The 21595-nt window shown below is 61.6% G+C and carries 17 protein-coding genes; 2 read left to right on the top strand and 15 right to left on the bottom strand.

Going from position 1 to position 21595, the window contains the following annotated elements; translation table 11 throughout:
* Positions 1 to 172: 172 nt before the first annotated feature.
* Positions 173 to 1051, bottom strand: coding sequence for a helix-turn-helix domain-containing protein (locus tag ROI90_RS20700; protein WP_316000192.1), 879 nt, complete (start codon positions 1049 to 1051; stop codon positions 173 to 175).
* A 148-nt stretch (positions 1052 to 1199) separates the two neighbouring features.
* On the opposite strand from ROI90_RS20700, the gene mgrA reads away from it, so the two are divergent.
* Positions 1200 to 2192: an L-glyceraldehyde 3-phosphate reductase gene (mgrA, locus tag ROI90_RS20695; protein WP_316000191.1), complete on the top strand. Its 993-nt coding sequence runs from the start codon at positions 1200 to 1202 to the stop codon at positions 2190 to 2192.
* Between the two features lie 104 nt (positions 2193 to 2296).
* Here mgrA and ROI90_RS20690 read toward each other — a convergent pair whose 3' ends face one another.
* The 3 genes from ROI90_RS20690 to ROI90_RS20680 form a co-directional block, all read right to left on the bottom strand.
* The gene (locus ROI90_RS20690; protein WP_316000190.1) at positions 2297 to 2728 is read right to left on the bottom strand and encodes a DUF1810 domain-containing protein; all 432 of its coding nucleotides are present in this window, start codon (positions 2726 to 2728) and stop codon (positions 2297 to 2299) included.
* 157 nt (positions 2729 to 2885) lie between these two features.
* On the bottom strand, positions 2886 to 3749 hold the full coding sequence (locus tag ROI90_RS20685) for an aldo/keto reductase (RefSeq protein ID WP_316000189.1): 864 nt from the start codon (positions 3747 to 3749) through the stop codon (positions 2886 to 2888).
* Between the two features lie 125 nt (positions 3750 to 3874).
* Positions 3875 to 5665: a S41 family peptidase gene (locus tag ROI90_RS20680; RefSeq protein ID WP_316000188.1), complete on the bottom strand. Its 1791-nt coding sequence runs from the start codon at positions 5663 to 5665 to the stop codon at positions 3875 to 3877.
* A gap of 439 nt (positions 5666 to 6104) precedes the next feature.
* Between ROI90_RS20680 and ROI90_RS20675 the strand changes: the two genes are divergently transcribed.
* Complete coding sequence (locus tag ROI90_RS20675; protein ID WP_316000187.1) at positions 6105 to 8537, top strand: zinc-dependent metalloprotease; 2433 nt, start codon at positions 6105 to 6107, stop codon at positions 8535 to 8537.
* Positions 8538 to 8815: 278 nt separating this feature from the next.
* Here the strand turns inward: ROI90_RS20675 and ROI90_RS20670 are convergent, their stop codons facing one another.
* The 11 genes from ROI90_RS20670 to ROI90_RS20620 all read right to left on the bottom strand — a co-directional run bounded on the left by ROI90_RS20670 (position 8816) and on the right by ROI90_RS20620 (position 21534).
* Positions 8816 to 10303 (bottom strand): efflux transporter outer membrane subunit, encoded by a 1488-nt coding sequence (locus ROI90_RS20670; RefSeq protein ID WP_316000186.1) that lies wholly within the window; start codon positions 10301 to 10303, stop codon positions 8816 to 8818.
* A gap of 254 nt (positions 10304 to 10557) precedes the next feature.
* A complete protein-coding gene (locus ROI90_RS20665; protein WP_316000185.1) occupies positions 10558 to 13728 on the bottom strand; it encodes an efflux RND transporter permease subunit in 3171 nt (1056 codons plus the stop codon).
* Between the two features lie 253 nt (positions 13729 to 13981).
* Positions 13982 to 15130: an efflux RND transporter periplasmic adaptor subunit gene (locus ROI90_RS20660; protein ID WP_316000184.1), complete on the bottom strand. Its 1149-nt coding sequence runs from the start codon at positions 15128 to 15130 to the stop codon at positions 13982 to 13984.
* Positions 15131 to 15235: 105 nt separating this feature from the next.
* The gene (locus tag ROI90_RS20655; protein ID WP_316000183.1) at positions 15236 to 15562 is read right to left on the bottom strand and encodes a four-helix bundle copper-binding protein; all 327 of its coding nucleotides are present in this window, start codon (positions 15560 to 15562) and stop codon (positions 15236 to 15238) included.
* A 51-nt stretch (positions 15563 to 15613) separates the two neighbouring features.
* Positions 15614 to 15898, bottom strand: coding sequence for a hypothetical protein (locus tag ROI90_RS20650; protein WP_316000182.1), 285 nt, complete (start codon positions 15896 to 15898; stop codon positions 15614 to 15616).
* Positions 15899 to 16236: 338 nt separating this feature from the next.
* Complete coding sequence (locus ROI90_RS20645) at positions 16237 to 17604, bottom strand: HAMP domain-containing sensor histidine kinase (RefSeq protein ID WP_316000181.1); 1368 nt, start codon at positions 17602 to 17604, stop codon at positions 16237 to 16239.
* 204 nt (positions 17605 to 17808) lie between these two features.
* A complete protein-coding gene (locus ROI90_RS20640; RefSeq protein WP_316000180.1) occupies positions 17809 to 18486 on the bottom strand; it encodes a response regulator in 678 nt (225 codons plus the stop codon).
* Positions 18487 to 18728: 242 nt separating this feature from the next.
* The gene (locus ROI90_RS20635; protein ID WP_316000179.1) at positions 18729 to 19841 is read right to left on the bottom strand and encodes a VWA domain-containing protein; all 1113 of its coding nucleotides are present in this window, start codon (positions 19839 to 19841) and stop codon (positions 18729 to 18731) included.
* A 26-nt stretch (positions 19842 to 19867) separates the two neighbouring features.
* Positions 19868 to 20425, bottom strand: a complete 558-nt coding sequence (locus ROI90_RS20630; protein ID WP_316000178.1) for a CbrC family protein — start codon at positions 20423 to 20425, stop codon at positions 19868 to 19870.
* 26 nt (positions 20426 to 20451) lie between these two features.
* A complete protein-coding gene (locus ROI90_RS20625) occupies positions 20452 to 20811 on the bottom strand; it encodes an Imm51 family immunity protein (protein ID WP_316000177.1) in 360 nt (119 codons plus the stop codon).
* Positions 20812 to 20844: 33 nt separating this feature from the next.
* On the bottom strand, positions 20845 to 21534 hold the full coding sequence (locus ROI90_RS20620; protein ID WP_316000176.1) for a 2'-5' RNA ligase family protein: 690 nt from the start codon (positions 21532 to 21534) through the stop codon (positions 20845 to 20847).
* Between the last annotated feature and the right edge of the window lie 61 nt (positions 21535 to 21595).

The following is a 21595-nucleotide window of genomic DNA, read 5'->3' as shown; positions in this document are numbered from 1 at the left end:
TGGCCCCGCCCGCCGCTCGTGCCTTCCCGGCCCGGCAGTAACGGCGCGATGCGCGCCCACTGCGCGTCGGTCAACATGTACTCCATTCCCAAACATACTAGCCACTGTTAACACTTCCTAGCTGCTAGCTCTTGTTCAACAATAGAACCGGTTGGAGACGTGTAGCTAAATCCTACCCTGCTTGCTTGTAGGCGGTGGGCGAGAGGCCGAGGCTGTTGCGGAAGAAGCGGCTGAAAGCGGATTGGTCGGCGAAGTGCAGCAGGTCGGCTACCTGGGCTACGGTGAGGTGCCCGTGCTGCAGCAGGGCCTTGGCTTCCAGCATTACGGCCTCTTCAATCCACTCGCCGGCAGTTTTGCCGGTGGTCTGCTTCACGGTTTCGGTGAGGTGCTTGGGCGTGATGCACAGGCGGCCGGCGTAAAACTGCACGCTTCGCTCGGTGGTGCAGTGCGCGTTTATCAGCCGCTTAAACTCGGCGGTGAGCTGCTGACTGCGCGTTTGGCTGGCCTGGTGCGCCGCGTGTTGCTGGTCGTAGAGGCCTACCACTTCGTAGAGCAGGCTGTTGATGAGGTTCTTGATAACCTGATTGCGGTAGGGGGGTGGGGCCTGGAACTTCTGCTGCAACAGCCGCATGGAGGCCGTGATACCAGCCGCCTCGGCCGCTGGGAGGGGCAATACGTGGTGGGTAATCGTCTCCAGAAACTGGAAGTTATCAACCGGAATGTGGTTGCGGGTGGTGATGAACTCGGGCGTGAAAAAGACCGACAGGCTGTCGTGGTCGGCGGAAAAGGACGACCACTCCTTGATGATGTGGGGCGTGATGAGCATCAGGCTGCCCGGCTCGATGTGGTAGGTTTCCAGGTTAGCCCGCAGCTCCGCCGTGCCGCGCAGACACAGCCCGATTTTGTAGTAGTTGCCCCGGTACGGCACGCCCAGGGGCGGCCCGGTGGTGTGGGAGTGCTCATCCAGAAAAAACACCTCGGCCGGGTCCGCATCAGAGGGAGAAAACGCTTGCAGCCGGTAGGTAGGAATCAGGTTGGGCATGGCAGGCATTTTGAAAAAATGGAGGCAGGCACGAGCCCGCTGCGGAGGAGAAGCGCCAGAAAAGTACGGGTGTTCAAGGGAAAAATGGCTGTGGCTGAGCTTGCTTTGGGCAGGTTCCTGCGTACTTGCTGCTCCAAACCACCTAACTCCCCGCATCATGCCCTACCAACCCAACCCCGGCCGCTACGCCGAGATGCCCTACCGCCGCTGCGGCCGTAGCGGCCTGAAATTGCCGGCCGTTTCGCTGGGCCTCTGGCACAACTTCGGCGACGTGGACGTGCTCCAGAACTTCCGCGCCATCCTGCACCGGGCCTTCGACAGCGGCGTGACCCACTTCGACCTAGCCAACAACTACGGCCCGCCCCCCGGCTCGGCCGAAACCAACTTCGGCCGCATCCTGAAAGAGGATTTCTGGGGTTACCGCGACGAGCTGATTATTTCCACCAAGGCCGGCTACCACATGTGGGAAGGGCCCTACGGCGAGTGGGGTTCCCGCAAATACCTCATTTCCAGCCTAGACCAGAGCCTCCGGCGCATGAAGCTGGACTACGTGGACATCTTTTACTCCCACCGTCCCGACCCGGATACGCCCCTGGAGGAAACCATGTCGGCCCTCGACCACATGGTGCGCCAGGGCAAGGCGCTGTACGTGGGCATCAGCAACTACCAGCCCCAGGAGGCCGCCGAGGCCATCCGCATCCTGCGGGAGCTGGGCACGCCCTGCCTGATTCACCAGCCCAAATACTCCATGTTTGAGCGTTGGGTGGAAGGTGGTCTGCTGGATGTGCTGGGCCAGGAAGGCGTGGGCTGCATCCCGTTTTCGCCCCTGGCTCAGGGCCTGCTCACCAACAAGTACCTGCACGGCATTCCCGAGGATTCGCGGGTGGCCAAAGGCGTGGGCTTCCTCACCGAAACCCAACTAACGCCCGAGCGTTTGCGCCAGGTGCAGCAGCTTAATGAGCTGGCCCAGCAGCGGGGGCAAAGCCTGGCCCAGATGGCGCTGAGCTGGATTCTGCGCGACGAGCGGATTACCTCCGTGCTCATCGGGGCCAGCAAACCCGAGCAGCTCACCGACTCCCTGCGCTGCCTGGAAAACCTGCAGTTCAGCCCAGAAGAGTTGGCGCAGATTGAGACGGTATTGAAGTCCTAAACCTATTATTCCGAACGAAGGGAGAAATCTGGGTTAACCATTTGTAGGCTAACCCAGATTCCTCCCTTCGGTCAGAATGACAGGTGGTATTGCAGTGTTGGCTGCTACGGATTCTGCCGCAGGATTTGCAGGGTTTTGCCATCCTGCTCGCCGCCGAAAAACTTGTCCAGAACCCGTTGAAAAACCGGGTTAGTATCTTTCAGCGCGGCAAACAGCGTCATCGACGACTTCAGCTTCACATCATCCGGACTGCCCATGATGCGGGTAGCGTCGAGGCTCTCCAGTGTCAGCAGTGCCTCACTGATTTCCCGCAGGCGGGGCCCTAACACTGGGTGCTGCTGGTAAGCCTCGGCTTCCTGCTGGCTCTGAATGGCGTAAAACCGAGCCGTTTCGCTGTAGCCCAGCCCCTGAATTTGGGGGAAGATATACCACATCCAATGGCTGCGCTTCCGGCCGCCCCGGATTTCGGCCAGGGCGGTGGCGTAGTCACGCTGCTGGGCGTCGAGGAAGCGTTGCAGGTTGGGTTGCTGGGGCATAATGGGGAGAATTAGGTGTTGAACAAATACATCCTGAAACGTCATTCCGAGCGAAGCCGAGGAATCTCGCGTGCTGACGTTACGGAGGTAACCTGACATCAGCACGCGAGATTCCTCGGCTTCGCTCGGAATGACGTTCTACTACAGGCAAGAGGAATTACTCACCGCCCAACTTGTTCAGGGCGTCCATATCCTCAGTAGAAAGCTGAATAGAGGCGGCCTGCACGTTTTCTTCCAGGTGCTTCACTTTGGAGGTGCCCGGAATCAGCAGGATGTTGGGGGAGCGGTGCAGCAGCCAGGCCAGGGCCACTTGCTGGGTGCTGGCGTTGTGGCGCTGCCCGATTTCGGTGAGTTTGCTCAGGGCCTCCTGGTTGCCGCCGGCCAGCGGATACCAGGGAATGAAGGCCAGGCCGTTCTGCTCGCAGTAGGTCAGCTCATCTTCCCACTTGCGGTTGTCCACGCTGTACATATTCTGCACCGACACCACGGGCACCACTTGTTGCGCCTGCTGAATCTGCTCCACGGTAACCTCCGAAAGGCCGATGTGCTTGATTTTACCTTGTTGTTGGGCTTGCTGCAGAAACTCCAGCGTCTGCTCAAACGGCACGTTCGGGTCGATGCGGTGGAGCTGGTAGAGGTCGATTTGCTCCAGTTTCAGCCGTTTCAGGCTGCCTTCCAGGGCTTGGCGTAGGTGGTTGGGGCTGGCGTCAATGGGCCACTGGTTGGGGCCAGTGCGCAGCAGCCCGCCCTTGGTGCCGATGACCAGACCGGCCGGGTAGGGGTGCAAGGCCTCGGCAATCAACTCCTCGGATACGTTCGGGCCGTAGCTGTCGGCGGTGTCGATGAAATTGATGCCCAGTTCCACGGCGCGCCGCAGCACCCGGATGGACTCGGCGTGGTCCTGGGGTGGGCCCCAGATACCCTCGCCGGTGATGCGCATGGCGCCGTAGCCCATGCGGTTCACGGTCAGGTCGTTGCCCAGAGTGAAGGTTTTGGCGGGAGTGGTGGTGTTAGTAGCCATTGAAGGGAGTATGGATGGATGAGGTACGCACGGGCTGGTGAAAATAGCCGTGGTAGATAACCACCAGAGCCGGCAAAAGTCTTAAGCTCCTCTATTGCAGGCCCGCGCCGGCCACCCGCAAAGCCTCAGTTGGGACGCTGGTTTTTCTGCAGCAGCTCTACGGCCCGCTCTATTTCCGCATCACGCCCGGCGGCTACCTGGCGGAGCGTGGGGGTTACTGCTTCATCCGGCGTAATACCCTCACCCTGGTAGGAGCCGCCGCGGCTCACCACCCGCCGCCCGGTCCAGCTCAGCAGGTACGCCCGCCCGATGGCCGCAAAATTCATTTCTCCATTCGTCCCGCCGGTGGTCTGGCCCAGCAGCAAGCCGAGCTGGTGGCGCCGCACCAGCTCGGCAATGGTTTCGCCGTAGCTGTAGGTGTGCGGGCCCACCAGAAATACTTTGGGCGCAGCAATAAACGGCAGCTGCGGCAGCTTCCGGGCCGACTTCTCCCCCTCGAATTCAGCCTGACTGAAAGCCGGCTGGCGCAGCAGCGGCATGGCAAGGCTATCCGTGAGTAGCGGCTGCTGAGTGAAGTGGGGCAGGATGCGCAGCAGGTCGTAATGGGGCCGCTGGCGCACATCAATTACCAACCCTTGGGCGGCCTGCAGCTGTGGCAGGGCCCGTTCGAAATCGGGGTAGCGCAGGCGGGCGGCATCCACGTACACCAGCCCCGGTACCAGCTCCTGAACTGGCGGTGCCTGGTTGTACAGGCTGCCCCGCAGCTGCCGGAAGGGCCACCGGGCAATGGTGCTGTGGCCTAGCGAGTCGCGCAGAGTGAATGTGGCGGCGGGAGCTCTAGTAGTAAGGTTGGTGAGCAACTGCTCGGCGGCCAGCTGCCGCGCTACGGCCGGGGAGGTAGCCGGAATGTGAGTTTGCAGCGTATCGATTATAAACCCAACCGACTGGCCATTTACGTGGGTAAGCACGGTTCCTCTGGCTACGGCGGGCTGCAGCGCCGCCGGAATCTGCCGCACTACCACTTGGTCTTCAACCAACACCAACTGCAGCGCCCAGGGCGGGTCCACAATGCGCAGGCCGGTGCGGGTTTTGGGGCCGATGGCCACGTGCCGGTCGGGGAGGTGGGCCAGCAGGGTACGGCAGGCGGCGAGTAGCTCCGCTTCGGTGGCGGCCTGGGCTGCTTGCTGCAGGGCCGCTGGAAGAACTGCCTCCCACTGAGCCCGCTCCAGCACTGCACGGTAAGGGTAAAAGTGCTGCAGAATGTTCCAGGTCAGCATTACCGTGGCCAGCCGCTGCTCCGGCGTAGCGGCCGACAACCGTCGCACCCGCCGCCCCAACCGGTACGAAAGCCGCCGCCGGTACTGCGCCTCCGTGAGCACCAGTGGTAGCTCCAGCCGCATGGAGTCGGTCAGGGCGGCGGTGTACCGGCGCTGCCCACTCGGAAACAGGCTGTCGGCCACCGCTCCCGAGGCGGCCCGAATGGTACTGGCGTAGGGAATGCCAGCCAGCCTCAGCATCAGCCGGGCCACCGGCAGCCCCGTTTTATCCTGGCCCAGGCTGTGGTGCTCCCAGAAGTAGTAGGGCCCGGTACCCATTGTCGCCAGGGCTGCAGGTGCCGTCGGTGAATTAGGTAGACTCAACCGGATTTCTGGCGCCAAAGGCCGCAGCAGACTGTCGAGGGTGCGAGTCAGGGCCACATCGGTGCGGGCCCGGCGCACGGCCGGAATGCTGCGCACCAGCACCGTTTCCCAGCTCAGGCGAGCCGTGTGGCGGTTGGGGTAGAAATATTTCGCGTCGCCCACCAGCTTGGTGAGGGCCGAGAGGTTGCGGGTTTCGCGGGCGGTAAGAGGCCTGGGTGCGGCCGACGTGGCCAGGGGCAGGGCTGCCAGCAGGAGGGCAGAGTGTAGAAAATGCACAGAAATAGAATAGGGGGAATCAAGCCGTAAGATACCCGCCCCCGGCCGAGCGTTGCATCCTCATAAAGCGCCCGTCATATCCGCCGGTCAAGCAGCGCAAAGCCGGAGTATTCCCACCGGTTTGTTTGGACGTCATTCCGAGCATGTGGCGCATCAAGCCGATAACAGAGGAACCTCGCGTGCTGACGCTGTGGCTGTAAACAATGGCGTTGTCATCCTGAGGGAAGCCAAGGACCTTACTACACCTGCGGCACCCTCGTTGAGTCGTGATAAGGTCCTTCGCTGCGCTCAGGATGACAAGACCAACAGCCTCATGAGATAAACGAGGTGAGAGATACTTTGGCCAGTTCAGCATGACGGGCTTTTTAAATCTCAAACCCGCTCCTAACTATCAACTTCCGGCTTTATCTTCCGGCTCCCGACTATTCTCCCATTCTGCGTGAAAAAAATCTACTCCCTGCTGCTCGGCGGCTTCCTGCTGAGTGCGCCGCTGGCTTCGGCCCAAACCCTGGCCGAAAAGACGAAAGGCCTCCAGAAGTTCCCGGGCTATTTCCCGTTTTACTGGGACGAAAAGGGCGGCCGCATCCTGCTGGAAATCGACAAGCTTGACCAGGAAATTCTCTACGTCAGCAGCCTGCCCCAGGGCGTGGGCTCCAACGACCTGGGCCTCGACCGGGGCCAGATCGGGCAGACGCGCATTGTGAAATTCGTGAAAAGCGGGCCCAAGATTCTGCTGCTCCAGCCCAATTACGACTACCGCGCCGTGAGCCCGAACCCCGAGGAGCGCAAATCGGTGGAGCAGGCGTTTGCACAGTCGGTTATCTGGGGTTTCAAGGCCGAGGCCCAGGAGGGCAGCAAAGTGCTCATCGACCTTACGCCCTTCCTGCTGCGCGACTCCCACCAGATCAGTGACCGGCTGGAAGACCTCAAGCAGGGCAGCTACAAGGCCGAAGAAAGCCGCTCGGCGGTGTTTCTGCCCAATACCAAGGGGTTTCCCCAGAACTCCGAGTTTGAGGCCATCATCACCCTCACCGGCAAAGCCAAAGGCCGCGAAATTCAGTCTGTTACCCCCGACCCGAACGCCGTGACGGTGCACATGCACCACTCCTTCGTGCAGCTGCCTGATGCCGGCTATAAGCCCCGGCCCTTCGACCCCCGCGCCGGCTTCTTCGCCAATGAGTACATGGATTACGCCACGCCCATCGACCAGCCCATCCTGAAGCGGCAGTTGGTGCGGCACCGCCTCGCCAAAAAAGACCCCGCAGCGGCCCAGAGCGAAGCCGTGGAGCCCATTGTGTACTACCTGGATAGGGGCGCGCCGGAGCCCGTACGCTCCGCTCTCATGGAAGGGGCCGCGTGGTGGAACCAGGCGTTTGAGGCGGCCGGCTACCGCAACGCCTTTCAGGTGAAGCTGCTGCCCGAGGACGCCGACCCCATGGACATCCGCTACAACCTCATTCAGTGGGTGCACCGCTCCACCCGGGGCTGGTCGTACGGCGCGAGTATCACGGACCCGCGCACCGGCGAAATCATCAAGGGGCAGGTGTCGTTGGGCTCCTTGCGGGTACGCCAGGATTTTCTGATTGCCGAGGGTCTGTTGCAGCCCTACGAGGACGGCAAGCCTACCAGCCCCGAAATGCTGCAGATGGGCGTGGCCCGCCTGCGCCAGCTGGCCGCCCACGAGGTAGGCCACACCCTGGGTCTCTACCACAACTACTCGGCCAGCACCAAGGATCGGTCGTCGGTGATGGACTACCCCATGCCCCGCATCAAAACCCGCGCCGATGGCAGCATTGATCTGAGCGAGGCCTACGCCACCGGCATCGGCAGCTGGGACAAGCGCGCCATCCTCTACGGCTACCAGGACTTCGGCCCGCAGGCGGATGAAAAAGCTGCGCTGGACGCCGTAATGAAGCAAACCCTGGCTGATGGCTACGTGTTCATGGCCGATGCCGATGCCCGGGCCGCCGGCGGGGCCCACCCCACGGCCCACCTCTGGGACGACGGCCCCAACGCCGCCGACGAGCTGAACCGCCTCATGGACGTGCGCCGCCAGCTGCTGGCCCGCTTCTCCGAAAAAGCCCTGGCTCCCGGTCAGCCCATGGCCATGCTGGAGGAAGTGCTGGTGCCCATGTACCTGCTGCAGCGCTACCAGGTGGAGGCCGTTTCCAAGGAACTGGGCGGCCTTTACTACACCTACGCCGTGAAGGGCGACGGCCAAACCACCACCAAACTGCTGGAGCCCGCCGAGCAATGGAAGGCCCTGGACGCGCTGCTGCGCACGATTTCGCCCCGGGAGCTGGCCCTGTCGGAGGAACTCTTGACGAAGATTCCGCCCCGACCGGTGAACTACGGCCGCAGCCGCGAAACCTTCCCCGCCCGCACCGGCCTCACCTTCGACCCGCTGGGTGCGGCCGAATCAGCGGCGGCCACTACGCTGGAGTTTCTGCTGAATCCGCAGCGGGCAGCCCGTTTGGAGGAGTATCACGCCCGCCACGCCGAGCAGCCCGGCCTTGGCGCGGTGCTGGATAAGCTGCTGGCCGCTACCTGGCAGTCCCGGCCTGAAACTGGCTACCCCGGCGAGCTGCAGCGCCTCGTGCAGATGCTCACGCTACAAAAGCTACTGGCCCTGGCCGCCGCCCCGCAAGCCCCGGCAGGCGTGAAAGCCCTGGCCGCCCTGAAAGTCGAAGACCTGAAAAAACAGCTTCAAAAAGACCAGAAAGCCAAAGAGGAAAACCGCCGCGCCACCGCCCTTGCTGCTCTGCGTACTATCAAGCAGTTCGAGGATAACCCCGAGAAGTTCCAGCCCGCGCCCGCCCTCCCCATGCCCGACGGTGCCCCCATCGGCTCGGATGATTGTGGCACGTTGTAAGGGTGATAAGGGAAATCCGCAGGCTAATAATAGACTGTCATTCCGAGCGCAGTCGAGGAATCTCGCGTGCTGACGTTGCCAAACTATCTGTCATGCTGAGCTTGTCGAAGCATCTCTACCGCTCCATTAGAGTTACCAGCACAACGTCAGCACGCGAGATTCCTCGACTGCGCTCGGAATGACGGCCTAATGATGACTTTGCTTGAAACTGCTTAAAATAGAGAAGCGGTGCCACTGCATTAGTGGCGCCGCTTCTCTATTTTACTACGTCTTGCTACTTACTCTGCCGAAGCCGCCGGCGTCCAGCCGCCGCCCAGGCCGCGGTAGAGGTCGATGAGGAGGAGGAACTGCTGGCGGCGGGTTTGGGTGAGGTTCAGCTCGGCTTCCAGGACGCTGCGCTGGGCGGTTACTACTTCTAGGTAAGAGGCGTAGTTTGCCTTATACAGGTCATCGGATACGCTCACGGCTTTGTTGAGGGCGGCCACTTCCTGCTGTTGCAACTCAAACATGCGCTGGTAGTTGCCGATGCCGCGCAGGCTGGTACTCACTTCCTCGAAGCCTGTTTGCACAGCTTTCTGGTAGTCGTTGTAGGCAATCTGCTGCTCGGCGGCCGAGCGGCGTAGGTCGGCTTTGAGGCCGTTGCGGTTGAGCAGGGGCGCGCTCAGCCCCGAAAGCAGCCCGTAGGCCAGGGAGCCGGGCGTGTTGAACAGCACCGAGGCCCGGTAGGCATTCACGCCCACAAACGGCGTGAGCGTGAGGGAGGGCAAAAACGCCGCCCGGGCGGCCGCTACATCGGCGCGGGCCGCTACCAACTCCAGCTCGGCCTGCTGCACATCGGGGCGGCGCAGGAGCATACTGGCGGGGAGGCCGGCCTGCACCTGGGTGGGCAGAGGCTGCTGCAGGATGGGCAAGCCCCGGGCAATGTGCCGGGGGTAGCGACCCAGGAGGCGGTTCAGCGCGTTTTCGGAGGCGGCAATGCGCTGCTGGGTTTCGGCTTCCAGGCTGCGGGTGCGCAGGAGCTGGGCCGTAAACTGCTGCACGGCCAGCTCGTTGGCGCGCCCGGCCTGCTTCTGCACCCGCACAATATCCAGGGCCCGCTCCTGCAGGCGCTGGTTTTTGGTGAGGACGGCCAGCTCGTTGTCCAGCCCCAGCAGGTTGAAATACAGCCGCGCCACTTCCGCTACCAACGACGTTTCCACCAAATGTCGGCCCTTTTCCGAGGCCAGCACCCGCAGGTAGGCTGCCTGCCGACGCTGGCGCAGCTTGCCCCAGAGGTCAATTTCCCAGGAGCTGCGCAAACCCAGGAAGAAGTCGGGAGTAGGGTTGGGGATGCGCTGCCGGCCTTCAATATTGGGCGAGAGGTTGGTGTCGTAGTTGCCGATGCCGTTGAGGGTGTAGTCGCCGAACTTCTCCACGCCGGCGCTGGCCACCCCGCTCACGGTGGGCAGCAGGGCCCCGCGCTGCACCTGCAACGTGGCCCGGGCAATTTCAATGCGCTGGATGGCCGTGCGCAAATCGGGGTTGGCCTGCAGGGCCGTATCAATCAGGCCCACCAGATTTTTATCCCCAAAGAACTGCCGCCAGGGCTGACTTGCTACCGAAGAGGAGTCAGTGGTAGCCGCCGTAGCCGGGAAAGCCGCCGGCATGGTAGCCGCGGCGGGCTGCACGGTGGGCTGGGCTATCCGGCAGCTGGCCGCCAGGGTTAGCGCGGCCAAAGCGGGTAGCAGGCGGTGGGTGAGGGGACGTATTGAAATTGGTAGGGTCATGGGGCTAGCGAGGCTAGAGTTGTTTGTCTCTTTATGCAGAGATGAGCTAGGTGGGCCGCCGATGTAGAGACGCGACACTTCGCGTCTCAATCGTTGCTGATGTTAGTATACTGCGCGGTTCTGGCCGTTCTGACGTCGAGACGCGAAGTGTCGCGTCTCTACATCGTGCGGGCGTTGGTATGAAATCGTTCTATCCTTATCAACCACCCCCAACCCCTCCTCATCTGAGGAGGGGAGCTAGATTCTTTGGGCCGTTAGGCGTGGGCGGGTTCCAGGGTTTCGGTTGGTTCGGGGAGTTGCTGACGCTGCTTCTCCTGCTTGCTGCGGCGCGAAAACAGCACGTAGAGGCCCGGAATCAGCACCACACCGAACAGAGTGCCGATGAGCATGCCGCCCGCCGCCGCGGTGCCGATGGAGCGGTTGCCTAGGGCGCCCGCGCCGGTGGCAATGGTCAGCGGAATCAGGCCGGCAACGAAGGCGAAGCTGGTCATCAGGATGGGGCGGAGGCGGGAGTAGCTGCCCTGCACGGCCGCTTCCAGCGCCGACATGCCTTCCTTGCGCTTGAGCACCGCAAACTCAATAATGAGAATGGCATTCTTACCCAGCAAACCAATCAGCATAACCAGCGAAACCTGGGCGTAGATGTTGTTTTCCAGGCCCAGCAGCTTCAGGGACAGGAAGGCCCCGAAGATGCCGGTGGGCAAGCTCAGCAGCACCGGCAGCGGCAGCAGGAAGCTCTCATACTGGGCAGCCAGCAGCAGGTACACAAACAAAAGCACCACCGCAAACACGTAGATGGCTTGGTCGCCGCTCAGGATTTGCTCCCGGGTCATGCCGCTCCACTCGTAGCTGTAGCCCCGGGGCAGCTCCTTGGCGGCCACTTCCTCAATGGTCTTAATCACGTCGCCGGAGCTAAAGCCGGGGGCCGCGTCGCCGTTGAGCATGGCCGAGGTGTACATGTTGTAGCGGGTGAGCTGCTCGGGGCCGTATACCCGCTCCAGGCGCACGAAGCTGGAGTAGGGCACCATCTCATTCCGGTCGTTTTTCACGTACATTTTCAGTACGTCCTCGGGGCTGGTGCGGTAGCCGGGGGCGGCCTGCACCATCACCTTGTACATCTGCCCGAAGCGGATAAAGTTGGAGGCGTAGAACGAGCCCATCAGCGTCTGCAGGGTGCTCATGGCCTTATCCACCGTCACGCCCTTCTTGGCCGCCTGGTCCTGATCCACGTGGATGAGGTACTGGGGAAAGCTGGCGTCGAAGCCGGTGAAGGCCCCGCCCACGGCCGGCGTGTTGGTGAGGGCGGTGATAAACTTGTTGGCTACCTGAGCCGTGGCGGGCAGGTCGCCGCGCCCGGTTTTGTCGAGCAGGCGCAGCTCGAAGCCGCTGGAGTTACCGAAGCCCGGTACCGTGGGCGGGGGGAAGAACTGGATGTCAGCGTCGTGAATGTGCTTGGTCTGCTCGTTGAGCTGAGCAATCAGGTCGGTTACCGACTCCTTGCGGTCATCCCAGGTTTTGAGGTTAATCATGCCCATGCCGTAGCTGGCCCCGGCCACCTCGTTCATCAGGCTGTAGCCCGCCAGCGTCGACACCGATTCTACCGGGCCCAGCTTGGCGGCTACCTTCTGGATTTCGTCGAGCACTTTCTCGGTGCGCTCCACGGTGGCGCCGGGCGGGGTGGTCACGTTCACGTACACCATGCCCTGGTCCTCGGTCGGGATGAAGCCGCTGGGCAGCACGGAATTCACGCCCCAGGTGGCCAGGCAAAAGCCCACGAGCAGGCCAATAGTAATGAGGCGGCGACTGGCCACGGTGCGCACCAGCCACTGGTAGCGGGTAGCCAGGGCCTCGTAGCGGCGGTTGAAGCCGGCAAAGAACCGGTCCATCAGCCCCAGCTTCTTGCCTTCTTCTTGGTGCGCTACCGGCTTCAGCATCAGCGCGCACAATGCGGGCGTCAAAGTCAGGGCATTCACGCCCGAAATGACGATGGCAATAGCCAGCGTAAGCGAAAACTGCCGGTAAAACACGCCCACCGGGCCTTCCATGAACGACACCGGCACAAACACCGCCGACATCACCAGGGTAATGGCCACAATGGCGCCCCCAATTTCCGACATGGCTTCCAGCGTCGCGTCCATGGCCGATAGGTGCTTCTCATGCATTTTGGCGTGCACGGCCTCCACTACCACAATGGCGTTATCGACGACAATACCAATGGCCAGCACCAGAGCAAACAGCGTGAGCAGGTTAATGCTAAAGCCCAGCAACTGCATGAAAAACAGCGTGCCAATGAGGGCCACCGGCACCGCCAGGGCCGGAATCAGCGTGGAGCGCCAGTCCTGCAAAAACAGGTACACCACCACAAACACCAGCAAAAACGCTTCCACCAACGTGCGCAGCACCTCGTGAATGGAGGCATCAAGGAAGCGCGACACGTCGTAGGCCACGTTGTAGGTCATGCCGGGCGGGAAGGACGTTTGCTTGAGCTCGGCCATGCGTTCCTTCACCTGTTTGATTACATCGGAGGCGTTGGAGCCGGGGCGCTGCTTGAGCATGATGGCCGCCGAGGGCTTGCCGTCAATCTTGGACACCATGCCGTAGCTGAGCACGTCAAACTTCACCTGGGCCACGTCCTTGAGGCGCAGCACCGAGCCGTCGGGGTTGGCGCGCAGCACAATGTCCTCGTACTGCTTGGGCTCGAAGAGCTTGCCGGTGTAGCGCAGCACGTATTGCAGCATCTGGGCATCCTGGCCCGAGCTTTCCCCCGATTTACCGGGAGCCGCCTCCACGTTCTGGGCCCGGATGGCCTCCACCACTTCCTCGGCCGACACGTTGTAGGCCAGCATGCGGTCGGGTTGTAGCCACACGCGCATAGAATACTCGCGCTGGCCCATGATTTCGGCAAAGCCCACGCCATCAATGCGCTTGAGCTCCTGCAACACGTTTATATCGGCGAAGTTGTAGATGAACTTCTCGCTCACCTTGGGGTCTTCGCTCATCACGTTGAGGTAGAGCAGCATGCTGTTCACCTCCTTCTCGGTGCTCACCCCGGCCCGGATTACCTCCTCCGGCAGCTCATCAATGATAGTTTGCACCCGGTTCTGCACGTTCACGGCGGCCAGATCGGGGTCGGTGCCTACCTGGAAAAACACGGTTATCACCGTCAGGCCGCTGTTGCTGCTCACCGACGACATGTAGGTCATGCCCGGCACCCCGTTGATGGCGCGCTCCAGCGGCGTGGCCACGGCCTTGGCGCACACCTCGGCGTTGGCGCCGGTGTAGCGGGCCGTTACCGTCACGGAGGGCGGCACAATATCCGGGAACTGGGTAATGGGCAGCGAGAACAAAGCCAGTCCGCCCAGAAACGTGATAAACAAGGAAATCACCAGCGAGAGAACCGGCCGGCGAATGAAGAGTGCGAGCATACGGTGTGGGTATCGGAAGGGCTGCGAAGTGGGCTATGGCTTAGGAGAATACCGCCCTCACAAGGCGGAAAAGGGTGGTTAACCGGAGTGTTGAACGGTGGGTTCTCCGCTGGTCCATTGCCTGCCAGTCCCCTCAGCTTGGCACGCAGAAACCAGGGCCAGCAACGTGCCGGCACTATTAACCACCCTTAATCCCGCTTTGCGGAAGTGGGAAATTGACTTTTTGGGCTAGTTGATTCCAGTGAGGCAGCAGTTACCGGGCGTCCTCAATCAACTCGTCCATGGCCACGGGCTGGGGCCGAATGGTGGCACCGTCGCGCAGGTCCTGCACGCCCTCGTACACGATGTTGTCGCCGCTTTTAAGGCCAGATTTCACCACGTAGAAGTCGGAGAGGCGGGTTTGGGGCTGGAAGGCGTGCTGCTTCACCCGGCCCTGCTTGTCCACCATGAACACGTAGTTCTTATCCTGAATCTCGAATACCGATTTCTGGGGCACCAGCACGGCATCTTCCACCGTGTTGCTCAGGCGCACCTTGCCGCTGGCCCCGTGGCGCAGCAGGCCCTGGGGGTTATCGAAGCGGGCCCGGAAGGCAATGGAGCCGGTGTTGGCCTGAAACTGGCTTTCCACGGTTTCTACCTTGCCCTTCACGGAGTACGTGGAGCCGTCGGCCAGCAGCAGGTGGGCCACGTTGGTGCGCCGGGCGGAGTCGCGCTTACTTTTCTTCGCGTACTCCAGATACTCGGCCTCCGACACGTTGAAGTAGGCAAACACGTCGTTGATATCCGACACCGTAGTGAGCAGGGTGCCGTCCTCAATCACGCTGCCCATTTTCAGCGGAATCCGGTTGATGACGCCATCAAACGGCGCCTTTACCGTTGTGTAAGACAGCATGAGGGCCGCGTTGGCGGCCGTGGAGCGGGCCTGCTGAATATCGGCCTGGGCGGCGTGGTACTTGGCCTGGGCTACCTCCAGCTCGGTTTTGGAAATGATGTCTTTGCTGGTCAGCAGCTGCACCCGTTCCAGCTCCAGGCGGGCCACGCGGGCGGCGGCCTGGGCGCTACTCAGGGCGGCCTGCGCCCGGCTCAGCCGGCTTTTATACTCGGTATCATTGATGCGGAACAGCGGCTGCCCTTTGCGCACGGCCTGGCCCTCATCCACGTAAATCTGCTCCAGAAAACCCTCCAGCCGGGCCCGGATTTCCACGTTCTGCACCGCCTGAATATCGGCCACGTAGTCGTGGGTCAGGATGGTGTCGCGGGCCGTGAGCTGGGTGGTGGGCAGCGTAAGTGGTGCTTCCGCTTTAGGGGTTTCGGCCTGGGAGTTGGCCCCACAGCCGGCCAGGGTGGCCGAGGTCAGCGGCAGCAACAGCCAGCAGAAAGACTTAAGGAGGGAGGAGGGCATAGTCAGGTGTTGGGGAAAAGGCACAGAAGAGGAGCGTATCCGGCAAAACTCACCCGCTGGCATTAGAGCCGTGTGAGCCTCACATTAAAAAAGATTAAAACCCGCCTATATCAGCGCCACCCGGCAGGCGTCTTCGCAGCGGCGGCAGGCCTCGGCACACAGGCGGTGCTGGATGGTGTCAAACTGCGCGCATGCGGCGGCGCAGGCCTGGCACAGCTCAGCGCAGGTCCGGAGTAGTTGGGGCATATGCTCGGCCTCCCGGGCTACAAAAGCGGCCGTTAGGCGGCACACGTCGGCGCAGTCGCGGCTGAGACGGTAGCTGCGTTGGTATGTAGTTGGAACCGGGTCAAGTAGGGCCGAGGCGGCGTATTGGTCGCAGATACCGGCGCAGGTGGCCAGCGCATTCAGCACGTGTTGTTGGCGAGGGAGCATGCAGAGAGATGGAAGGGACATACAAAAAGCCACCAGCGGACTGCCGGTAGCTCAGGGAGTAAGGGAAATCAGGGGAGAGGCCAGCGTATCGGCGGGGGCCGAGGCAGTGGTGCGCAGGTGACCGGCTTGGCACTCCACCAGCGCCTGCCGGGTCTGCAGCAGCTCCAATTCCGTCGCCGATTCCAGCAACGGGCCGTCCAGGTCGTAGCTCGCCAGGAATGCCGGCTCCTGACACAGCAAGAAGAGATTCAGCCCCGTCGACAGCAACAGGGTGCCCAGCAGCAACCCCAGCAGCAGTCCGCGCGGGCCGCGCAGGTTGGTCGGTTTACCCATCATAGCCGCAAACCACGCCCCGCGAGATTAAAACGGTATGAGAAGGGAATTAGAAGAAGTTAGAAAGGGGTGTTTTGCGCGCCTCCGCAGCAGCTTGAACGTCCCGGTCCGGCGGGCGCAGCCCATCGGGCCGGTTGAAGTGAGCTGATGTTGTTCCGTCGTCGTCCGGGTGTCAGCTGACGACAACCGGCCCGACGGCTTGCAGCCGCCGGACCGGGACGTTCCGGCGGGCCGACCATCTCACCTGAACGATGCGGTAACAACCTCAGCTCACTTCAACCGGCCCGACGGGCTCCGCCCGCCGGACCGGAGCCTTGCCGCGGCCTGCGCTATCAACTGCCTTACTCCGCTGCGGGTAGCTCCACGGTGGCGGTGGTGCCCTGGTTGGGCTGGGAGGTGAGGCGAATTTCCCCGCCGTGCACCTGCACAATTTTGCGCGTCATGGGCAGCCCGATGCCGTAGCCGGAGGCCGTGCTGGCGCTGCCGGCCCGGTACAGGGGCTCGTAGATGCGGGCCAGTTCGTGGGGTTCCATGCCAATGCCCTGGTCCTGGACCTGCACGCGCAGGGTGGCCGCGGTGAGGTAGCCCAGCGACACGCGCACCGGGCCGGTGGAGTATTTGCAGGCGTTATCGAGCAGGTTGAGCAGGGCCGTGGTGAGGAGCTGCTCGTTGCCGCGCACCATAAACATGTCCTCTACTTCCGGGGGCAGCTTCCCGAATTCCAACCGTAGCTCCCGGCCGGGGTAGCGGCTCTGGCAGGCTTCCAGGGCCTGGGTCAGGCATTCATCTAGGCGCACGGGCTGCTGCTGAAAAGCGGGGTCCGTTACTTTAGCCAGGCTGAGCAGGCCGTTGGTAAGGGCAATAAGCTTCTTGATTTCCTCCACCGCCGAGCCGATACTGTGCTTGGCCTCAGGTAGGGTGGTATCGTAGGCATACGCCGTTTCCAGCGTGCCCAGCACCGAGGCCAACGGGGTGCGCAGCTCGTGGCTGGCGTTGCTCAAAAAGCTTTTCTGCGACTCAAATGCCTGCTCCACCCCGCCCAGCATATGGTTGAAGGTGCGGGCCAGCTGGGCTATTTCGTCGGTACCGTTGCCCTCATCCACCCGCGCGTTCAGGCGAGAGGCCGTGATGCGCTCCACCTGCTGCACCACCCGCGAAATAGGCTTCAACGACTCTTCCGCGAAGTACCAGCCTGCCAGAATAATGAGCACCATGGCTCCCAGGTTGGCCGCCAGCAGAATTACGCCCAGCTTCTCCAGCAGCTGGTGCCCGAAGTCGTCGTGGCCGGCGGCAAAAATCCAGTGCGGCTCTCCATTACGCACGTAGTACATGCCAATCGACTCCAAGTGCCCATCAGTAAAATGCACCGGCCGGTTGGGTTGAATTTGGGATAGATACCGGGAGTTGAGCCGCTGGCTGAGGTTGTCGGCACTGGTATAGATGAGGTGCTGACCGGGCCCGTAAATGCTGATTTGCTCCCCGGGCACCGTGAACAGGTCGCGGCGGTGCATGGTGCGCAGCAGCCCGTGGTTGAGGCTGTCGTGGCGCACCAGCACCCGGGCCGTCATAGTGGCTTTACCGGCCAGCCGGTTGATGAAGCGCTGCTCCCGGGTGGTGGCGTGGAAGTAGTAGATGAAAACGGAAAAACACAACTGAATGCCCACCACCAGCAGGGTAAAGCGCAAAATCAGCTTGTTGCGGATGAGCATGGGGGAGGTGGTGAAGTTGTGAAATGGTGAAGTTGTGGGTAGTAAGGTAGGCGGCTGTCATCCTGAGCAGCGCGAAGGATCTTATCCCGTGTGAATAGCATTGTGTGCCAGACGCCCTCATAGAATAAAGTCCTTCGCGCTGCTCAGGATGATAAGAAAGCGGGAACAGCTCACAACTTCACCATTTCACAACTTCGCCTTTGATTACCCTTCCCGCAGCACGTAGCCCATGCCCACCACCGTGTGAATGAGCTTTACGGGGTAGCCCTTATCCAGCTTTTTGCGCAGGTAGCTCACGTACACGTCGATGACGTTGGTGTTGGTGTCGAAATTCAGCTCCCAGACTTTCTCGGCAATATCTACCCGGGAAATGATTTTGCCCCGGTTCAGCAGCAGGTATTCCAGCAGGGCGTATTCCTTGGTAGTCAGGTCGATGCGGTGGCCGGCGCGGCTGACGGTTTTGGCGTCGAGGTTCAGCTCCAGGTCGGCAATTTGCAGGGTGCGCTTGACGGTGGCGGCCTCGGTGTGGCGGCGCGTGAGCACCCGGGCCCGCAGCAGCAGCTCCTTGAACTCAAAGGGCTTCACCAGGTAGTCGTCGGTGCCGGATTCAAAGCCCGTCACCTTGTCGTCGAGGCTGTCGAGGGCCGTGAGCAGCAGCACGGGTACGTGGGCATCCTGGCGGCGTACCAGGCGGCACAGCTCAAATCCGTTCACGTAGGGCAAGTTCACGTCCAGAATCACCAAATCGTAGCGGTTTTGCTGAATCAGGGACTGGCCCACGCGGCCGTCGTAGGCTATTTCGATTTCGTAGCCCTCATTCTCGAAGCCTTTTTTCACGAAAGACGCCAGCTTGGGCTCGTCTTCCACCAGGAGTATTTTCATGCGAAAGGCAAGGTACGGCAGTTGGCGTATACGGGCCCATGACGCTGGTAAGCGGTGGTTGTCATTCCGAGCGGCGCGAAACGGTCCCAGAACGTCATGCTGAGCTTGCCGAAGCATCTCTTCCGCTTCATCAGGTCCGTTCAACGAAGCGGTAGAGATGCTTCGGCAAGCTCAGCATGACGTTCTTCTGTATTTCTAGACACGCTCCCAGATTCCGTGCGTTACTCGCAATGACAAACCGCCTACACCTGCAGCTTCTGCCCCTGAATGGCCGCCGCCATAAGTCCCGGAAACTGCCCCGGTGTGCAGGCGAAGGAGGGGATATCCAGGGCCGCAAACTGCTCGGCCACGCGCCTATCGAAGCTGGGGGCTCCGTCGTCGGCTAGGGCCAGCAGGGCTACTACCGTAACGCCGGCAGCACGCAGGGCGGCGGCTTTCTTGAGCATTTCCCGCTCGTTGCCGCCCTCGTATAGGTCACTGATGAGCACCAGAATGGTATCGGTGGGGCGGGTGATGAGCTGCTGACAGTAACCCAGGGCCAGGTTGATATCGGTGCCGCCGCCCAGCTGCACGCCGAACAGCAGATCCACCGGGTCCTGCAAATCTTCCGAGAGGTTTACCACGCTGGTATCAAATACCACCATGTGCGTTTTCACCGCTTTAATGGAAGCCAGCACCGCCCCGAATACGCCCGCGTACACCACCGACGACGCCATCGAGCCGCTCTGGTCCACGCACAGCACAATTTCCTTGAGGGCCTGTCCGCGCCGCCCGAAGCCCACCAGCCGCTCCGGAATGATGGTGCGCTGCTCGGGTTGGTAGTGCTTGAGATTGACGCGGATGGTGGCGGCCCAGTCGATTTCCCGGTAGCGGGGGCGGGGGTTGCGCACGGCCCGGCTCAGGGCGCCCTGCACGGCCTGACGCAGTGGGTTCGAAAGTTTCTGCTCCAACTCCTTCACCACCTTGCCCACCACCTCCCGGGCCGTATGCTTCACCTTTTGAGGCATCACCCGGCTCAACGACATCAGCGTGCCCACCAAATGCACATCGGCCTGCACTGTGCGAAGGATTTCGGGCTCCATCAGCAGCTGCTGCAAACCCAGGCGGTCCATGGCGTCGCGCTGCATCACGGCCACCACTTCCGAGGGAAAATAGGTACGGATGTCGCCCAGCCAGCGGCTCACGCGGGGTGCGGAGCCGCCCAGCCCCGCCTTGCGCTCCGACTGGTCGTAGAGCGAGGTCAGCACGTCGTCCATGCCTTTGTAGTCGGCATCGAAGGCAATCTGGTTCTGCGCATCGGCCTCGGAGCCAAGCACCAGCTTCCAGCGGGTGGCGTTGTCGGTAGCGGGTTTCATAGAAATAAGTTGAAAGCGGAAGCCAGTTAATCACAGTCGATGTGCAGCCGGTGCAGGTTGCAATGCCGGCACTGAAACAGGTAGCCGGTCAGGCTTCCATCAGCCGACAGATTACGCAGCAGGAACTCTTCATTCGGCCACGCTTCCAGGTCCGGGCGCAACTCATCGAGCAAAGGCCGAATGTCATTGCCGCCCACGTAGCCCACAAACACGCACATGTCCTGGCAGTGCGTCAGCCACACGCCTTGCTGCCAGGAGTTGTAGGCCGGCGAATGGAATAACACCTCCTCCACCGAAGCCGGATTGAGTGCCGCCGGTGCAGCACCTTGCGGGTTTGGGTCGTGGCCTTCTACCGAGGCCAAATCCTGAAACTCTGCGTCCCATTTCCGCGCCGCCGAGCCATCCGCAATGCACCAGGGGCATAACTCCTCAACGTCGGCCACGCAAAATATCGGCCCGGTGTAGTTGTAGGCGCGGGGTTGCTGGCAACACTCGCACACAATGTCCTGCTGCTCGATAATACCCAATTTGTACGCATTGGGGTTGAAAGGGAAATGGGGCGGTGGAACGGTAGCTCGGATCATGCTCGAAGCGACTAACTGCAAACTGGCTATTCGAAAAAGTCGCCGGGGTCGGCTTGGCTGAGGTATTTGTTGAGGCTGCCCAGGTCGCCGAAAATGGGTTGGATGAGGGCCAGGAACTGCTCGGTAGCAGCGGGACCGTCGGTGAAGGCCAGGAAGATGTCGCCCTGCCCGGCCAGCTCCACGTGGTCCAGCAGGGCCGGGGCGTGCTCTTCCAGAATGGTTTCGATGTGCTCGGCCCAGCTGGCCCCGCTGCCGCTGAAACCGTACTTCTCGAACACGTTGTAGTACTCCTCCAGGTTGGTGAGGTTGACCAGAATACGCTCCTGGCGGCCCGGCTCGGCCTTCTCCGCTAAATCGGCAACGTGGAAAGGGTAGGTGGTAGACATAGGCAAAACGGGCAGAATGAGCCGGCAAGGTAATCAGCTGCGGCTGAGGGCGTACTTTTCCAGTAGAACCGTGTTAGGGCCCCGCTGGTACCAGTCATTGTACACCAGCTCCACGGCATCCACCTCAAACGTGCCAAAATAGCGGTCCTGATGCTGAGCCAGCCTGGCTACCAAAGCCGGCGCATTGGTGAGGGGCTGCGTGAAACGGATGACAGTGGAATGAGCCGTGTGAATACTATAGCGCGCATCAATGGACTGCTGCAAACTGGAATGGCGGAAAAACTCCCGGGTAGCTTCCCGCAGATTTTCCAGGCCGTCATCTTCTGGAAAGCCCTGCACCATAATCCCGCCGGGCGAAGCCGTGAGGCCCTCGTAGCGGATGCGAAACGGTCGTACCCGCCGCGTAATCTGCCGTATTGCCTGGCAGTAGGCGGCCGGGTCAATCTGCGTCAGCGTGAACCCCGGGTAACAGGAAATAATGGAGAGAATGGTGAGGTGAACATCAGAGGCCGGATAATAGTACTGCCCCGGCTCGATGGCCCGAAAATCCGCCAGAATATCCTCTATAGCGGCCGTTATGGCCGCCGGCGGCCGGGCCAGCAGCGTAATGCCCCGGCGAGTATCCTGCGGAGAATGAAGCAGCGGATCCGGGTCGGCCCCCTCGTGCAGGAGCCGGTGCACCGTGGCTTCCCGCATGGCAGTATAATGTTCAGGCAGGTCCATTCGAGGGGTTTTGGTGCTGATTAAAGCGGGCCTTGTAGTTGAACGTCATTCCGAGCTTACC

Origin of the sequence: Hymenobacter endophyticus (assembly GCF_032464715.1) — a bacterium.
Taxonomy (GTDB): Bacteria; Bacteroidota; Bacteroidia; order Cytophagales; family Hymenobacteraceae; genus Hymenobacter; species Hymenobacter endophyticus.
Note: the sequence above shows the minus strand (reverse complement) of the source record. Positions and strands in the feature narration are given on the sequence as shown.

Bases quoted from the DNA above. Each gene is read 5' to 3' on its own strand.
- ROI90_RS20645 (WP_316000181.1), bottom strand. From the start codon at position 17,604: ATGCTCATCCGCAACAAGCTGATTTTGCGCTTTACCCTGCTGGTGGTG.
- ROI90_RS20670 (WP_316000186.1), bottom strand. From the start codon at position 10,303: ATGACCCTACCAATTTCAATACGTCCCCTCACCCACCGCCTGCTACCC.
- ROI90_RS20650 (WP_316000182.1), bottom strand. From the start codon at position 15,898: ATGATGGGTAAACCGACCAACCTGCGCGGCCCGCGCGGACTGCTGCTG.
- ROI90_RS20635 (WP_316000179.1), bottom strand. From the start codon at position 19,841: ATGAAACCCGCTACCGACAACGCCACCCGCTGGAAGCTGGTGCTTGGC.
- ROI90_RS20685 (WP_316000189.1), bottom strand. From the start codon at position 3,749: ATGGCTACTAACACCACCACTCCCGCCAAAACCTTCACTCTGGGCAAC.
- ROI90_RS20665 (WP_316000185.1), bottom strand. From the start codon at position 13,728: ATGCTCGCACTCTTCATTCGCCGGCCGGTTCTCTCGCTGGTGATTTCC.
- ROI90_RS20700 (WP_316000192.1), bottom strand. From the start codon at position 1,051: ATGCCTGCCATGCCCAACCTGATTCCTACCTACCGGCTGCAAGCGTTT.
- ROI90_RS20660 (WP_316000184.1), bottom strand. From the start codon at position 15,130: ATGCCCTCCTCCCTCCTTAAGTCTTTCTGCTGGCTGTTGCTGCCGCTG.
- ROI90_RS20620 (WP_316000176.1), bottom strand. From the start codon at position 21,534: ATGGACCTGCCTGAACATTATACTGCCATGCGGGAAGCCACGGTGCAC.
- ROI90_RS20630 (WP_316000178.1), bottom strand. From the start codon at position 20,425: ATGATCCGAGCTACCGTTCCACCGCCCCATTTCCCTTTCAACCCCAAT.
- ROI90_RS20690 (WP_316000190.1), bottom strand. From the start codon at position 2,728: ATGCCCCAGCAACCCAACCTGCAACGCTTCCTCGACGCCCAGCAGCGT.
- ROI90_RS20625 (WP_316000177.1), bottom strand. From the start codon at position 20,811: ATGTCTACCACCTACCCTTTCCACGTTGCCGATTTAGCGGAGAAGGCC.
- ROI90_RS20655 (WP_316000183.1), bottom strand. From the start codon at position 15,562: ATGCTCCCTCGCCAACAACACGTGCTGAATGCGCTGGCCACCTGCGCC.
- mgrA (WP_316000191.1), top strand. From the start codon at position 1,200: ATGCCCTACCAACCCAACCCCGGCCGCTACGCCGAGATGCCCTACCGC.
- ROI90_RS20640 (WP_316000180.1), bottom strand. From the start codon at position 18,486: ATGAAAATACTCCTGGTGGAAGACGAGCCCAAGCTGGCGTCTTTCGTG.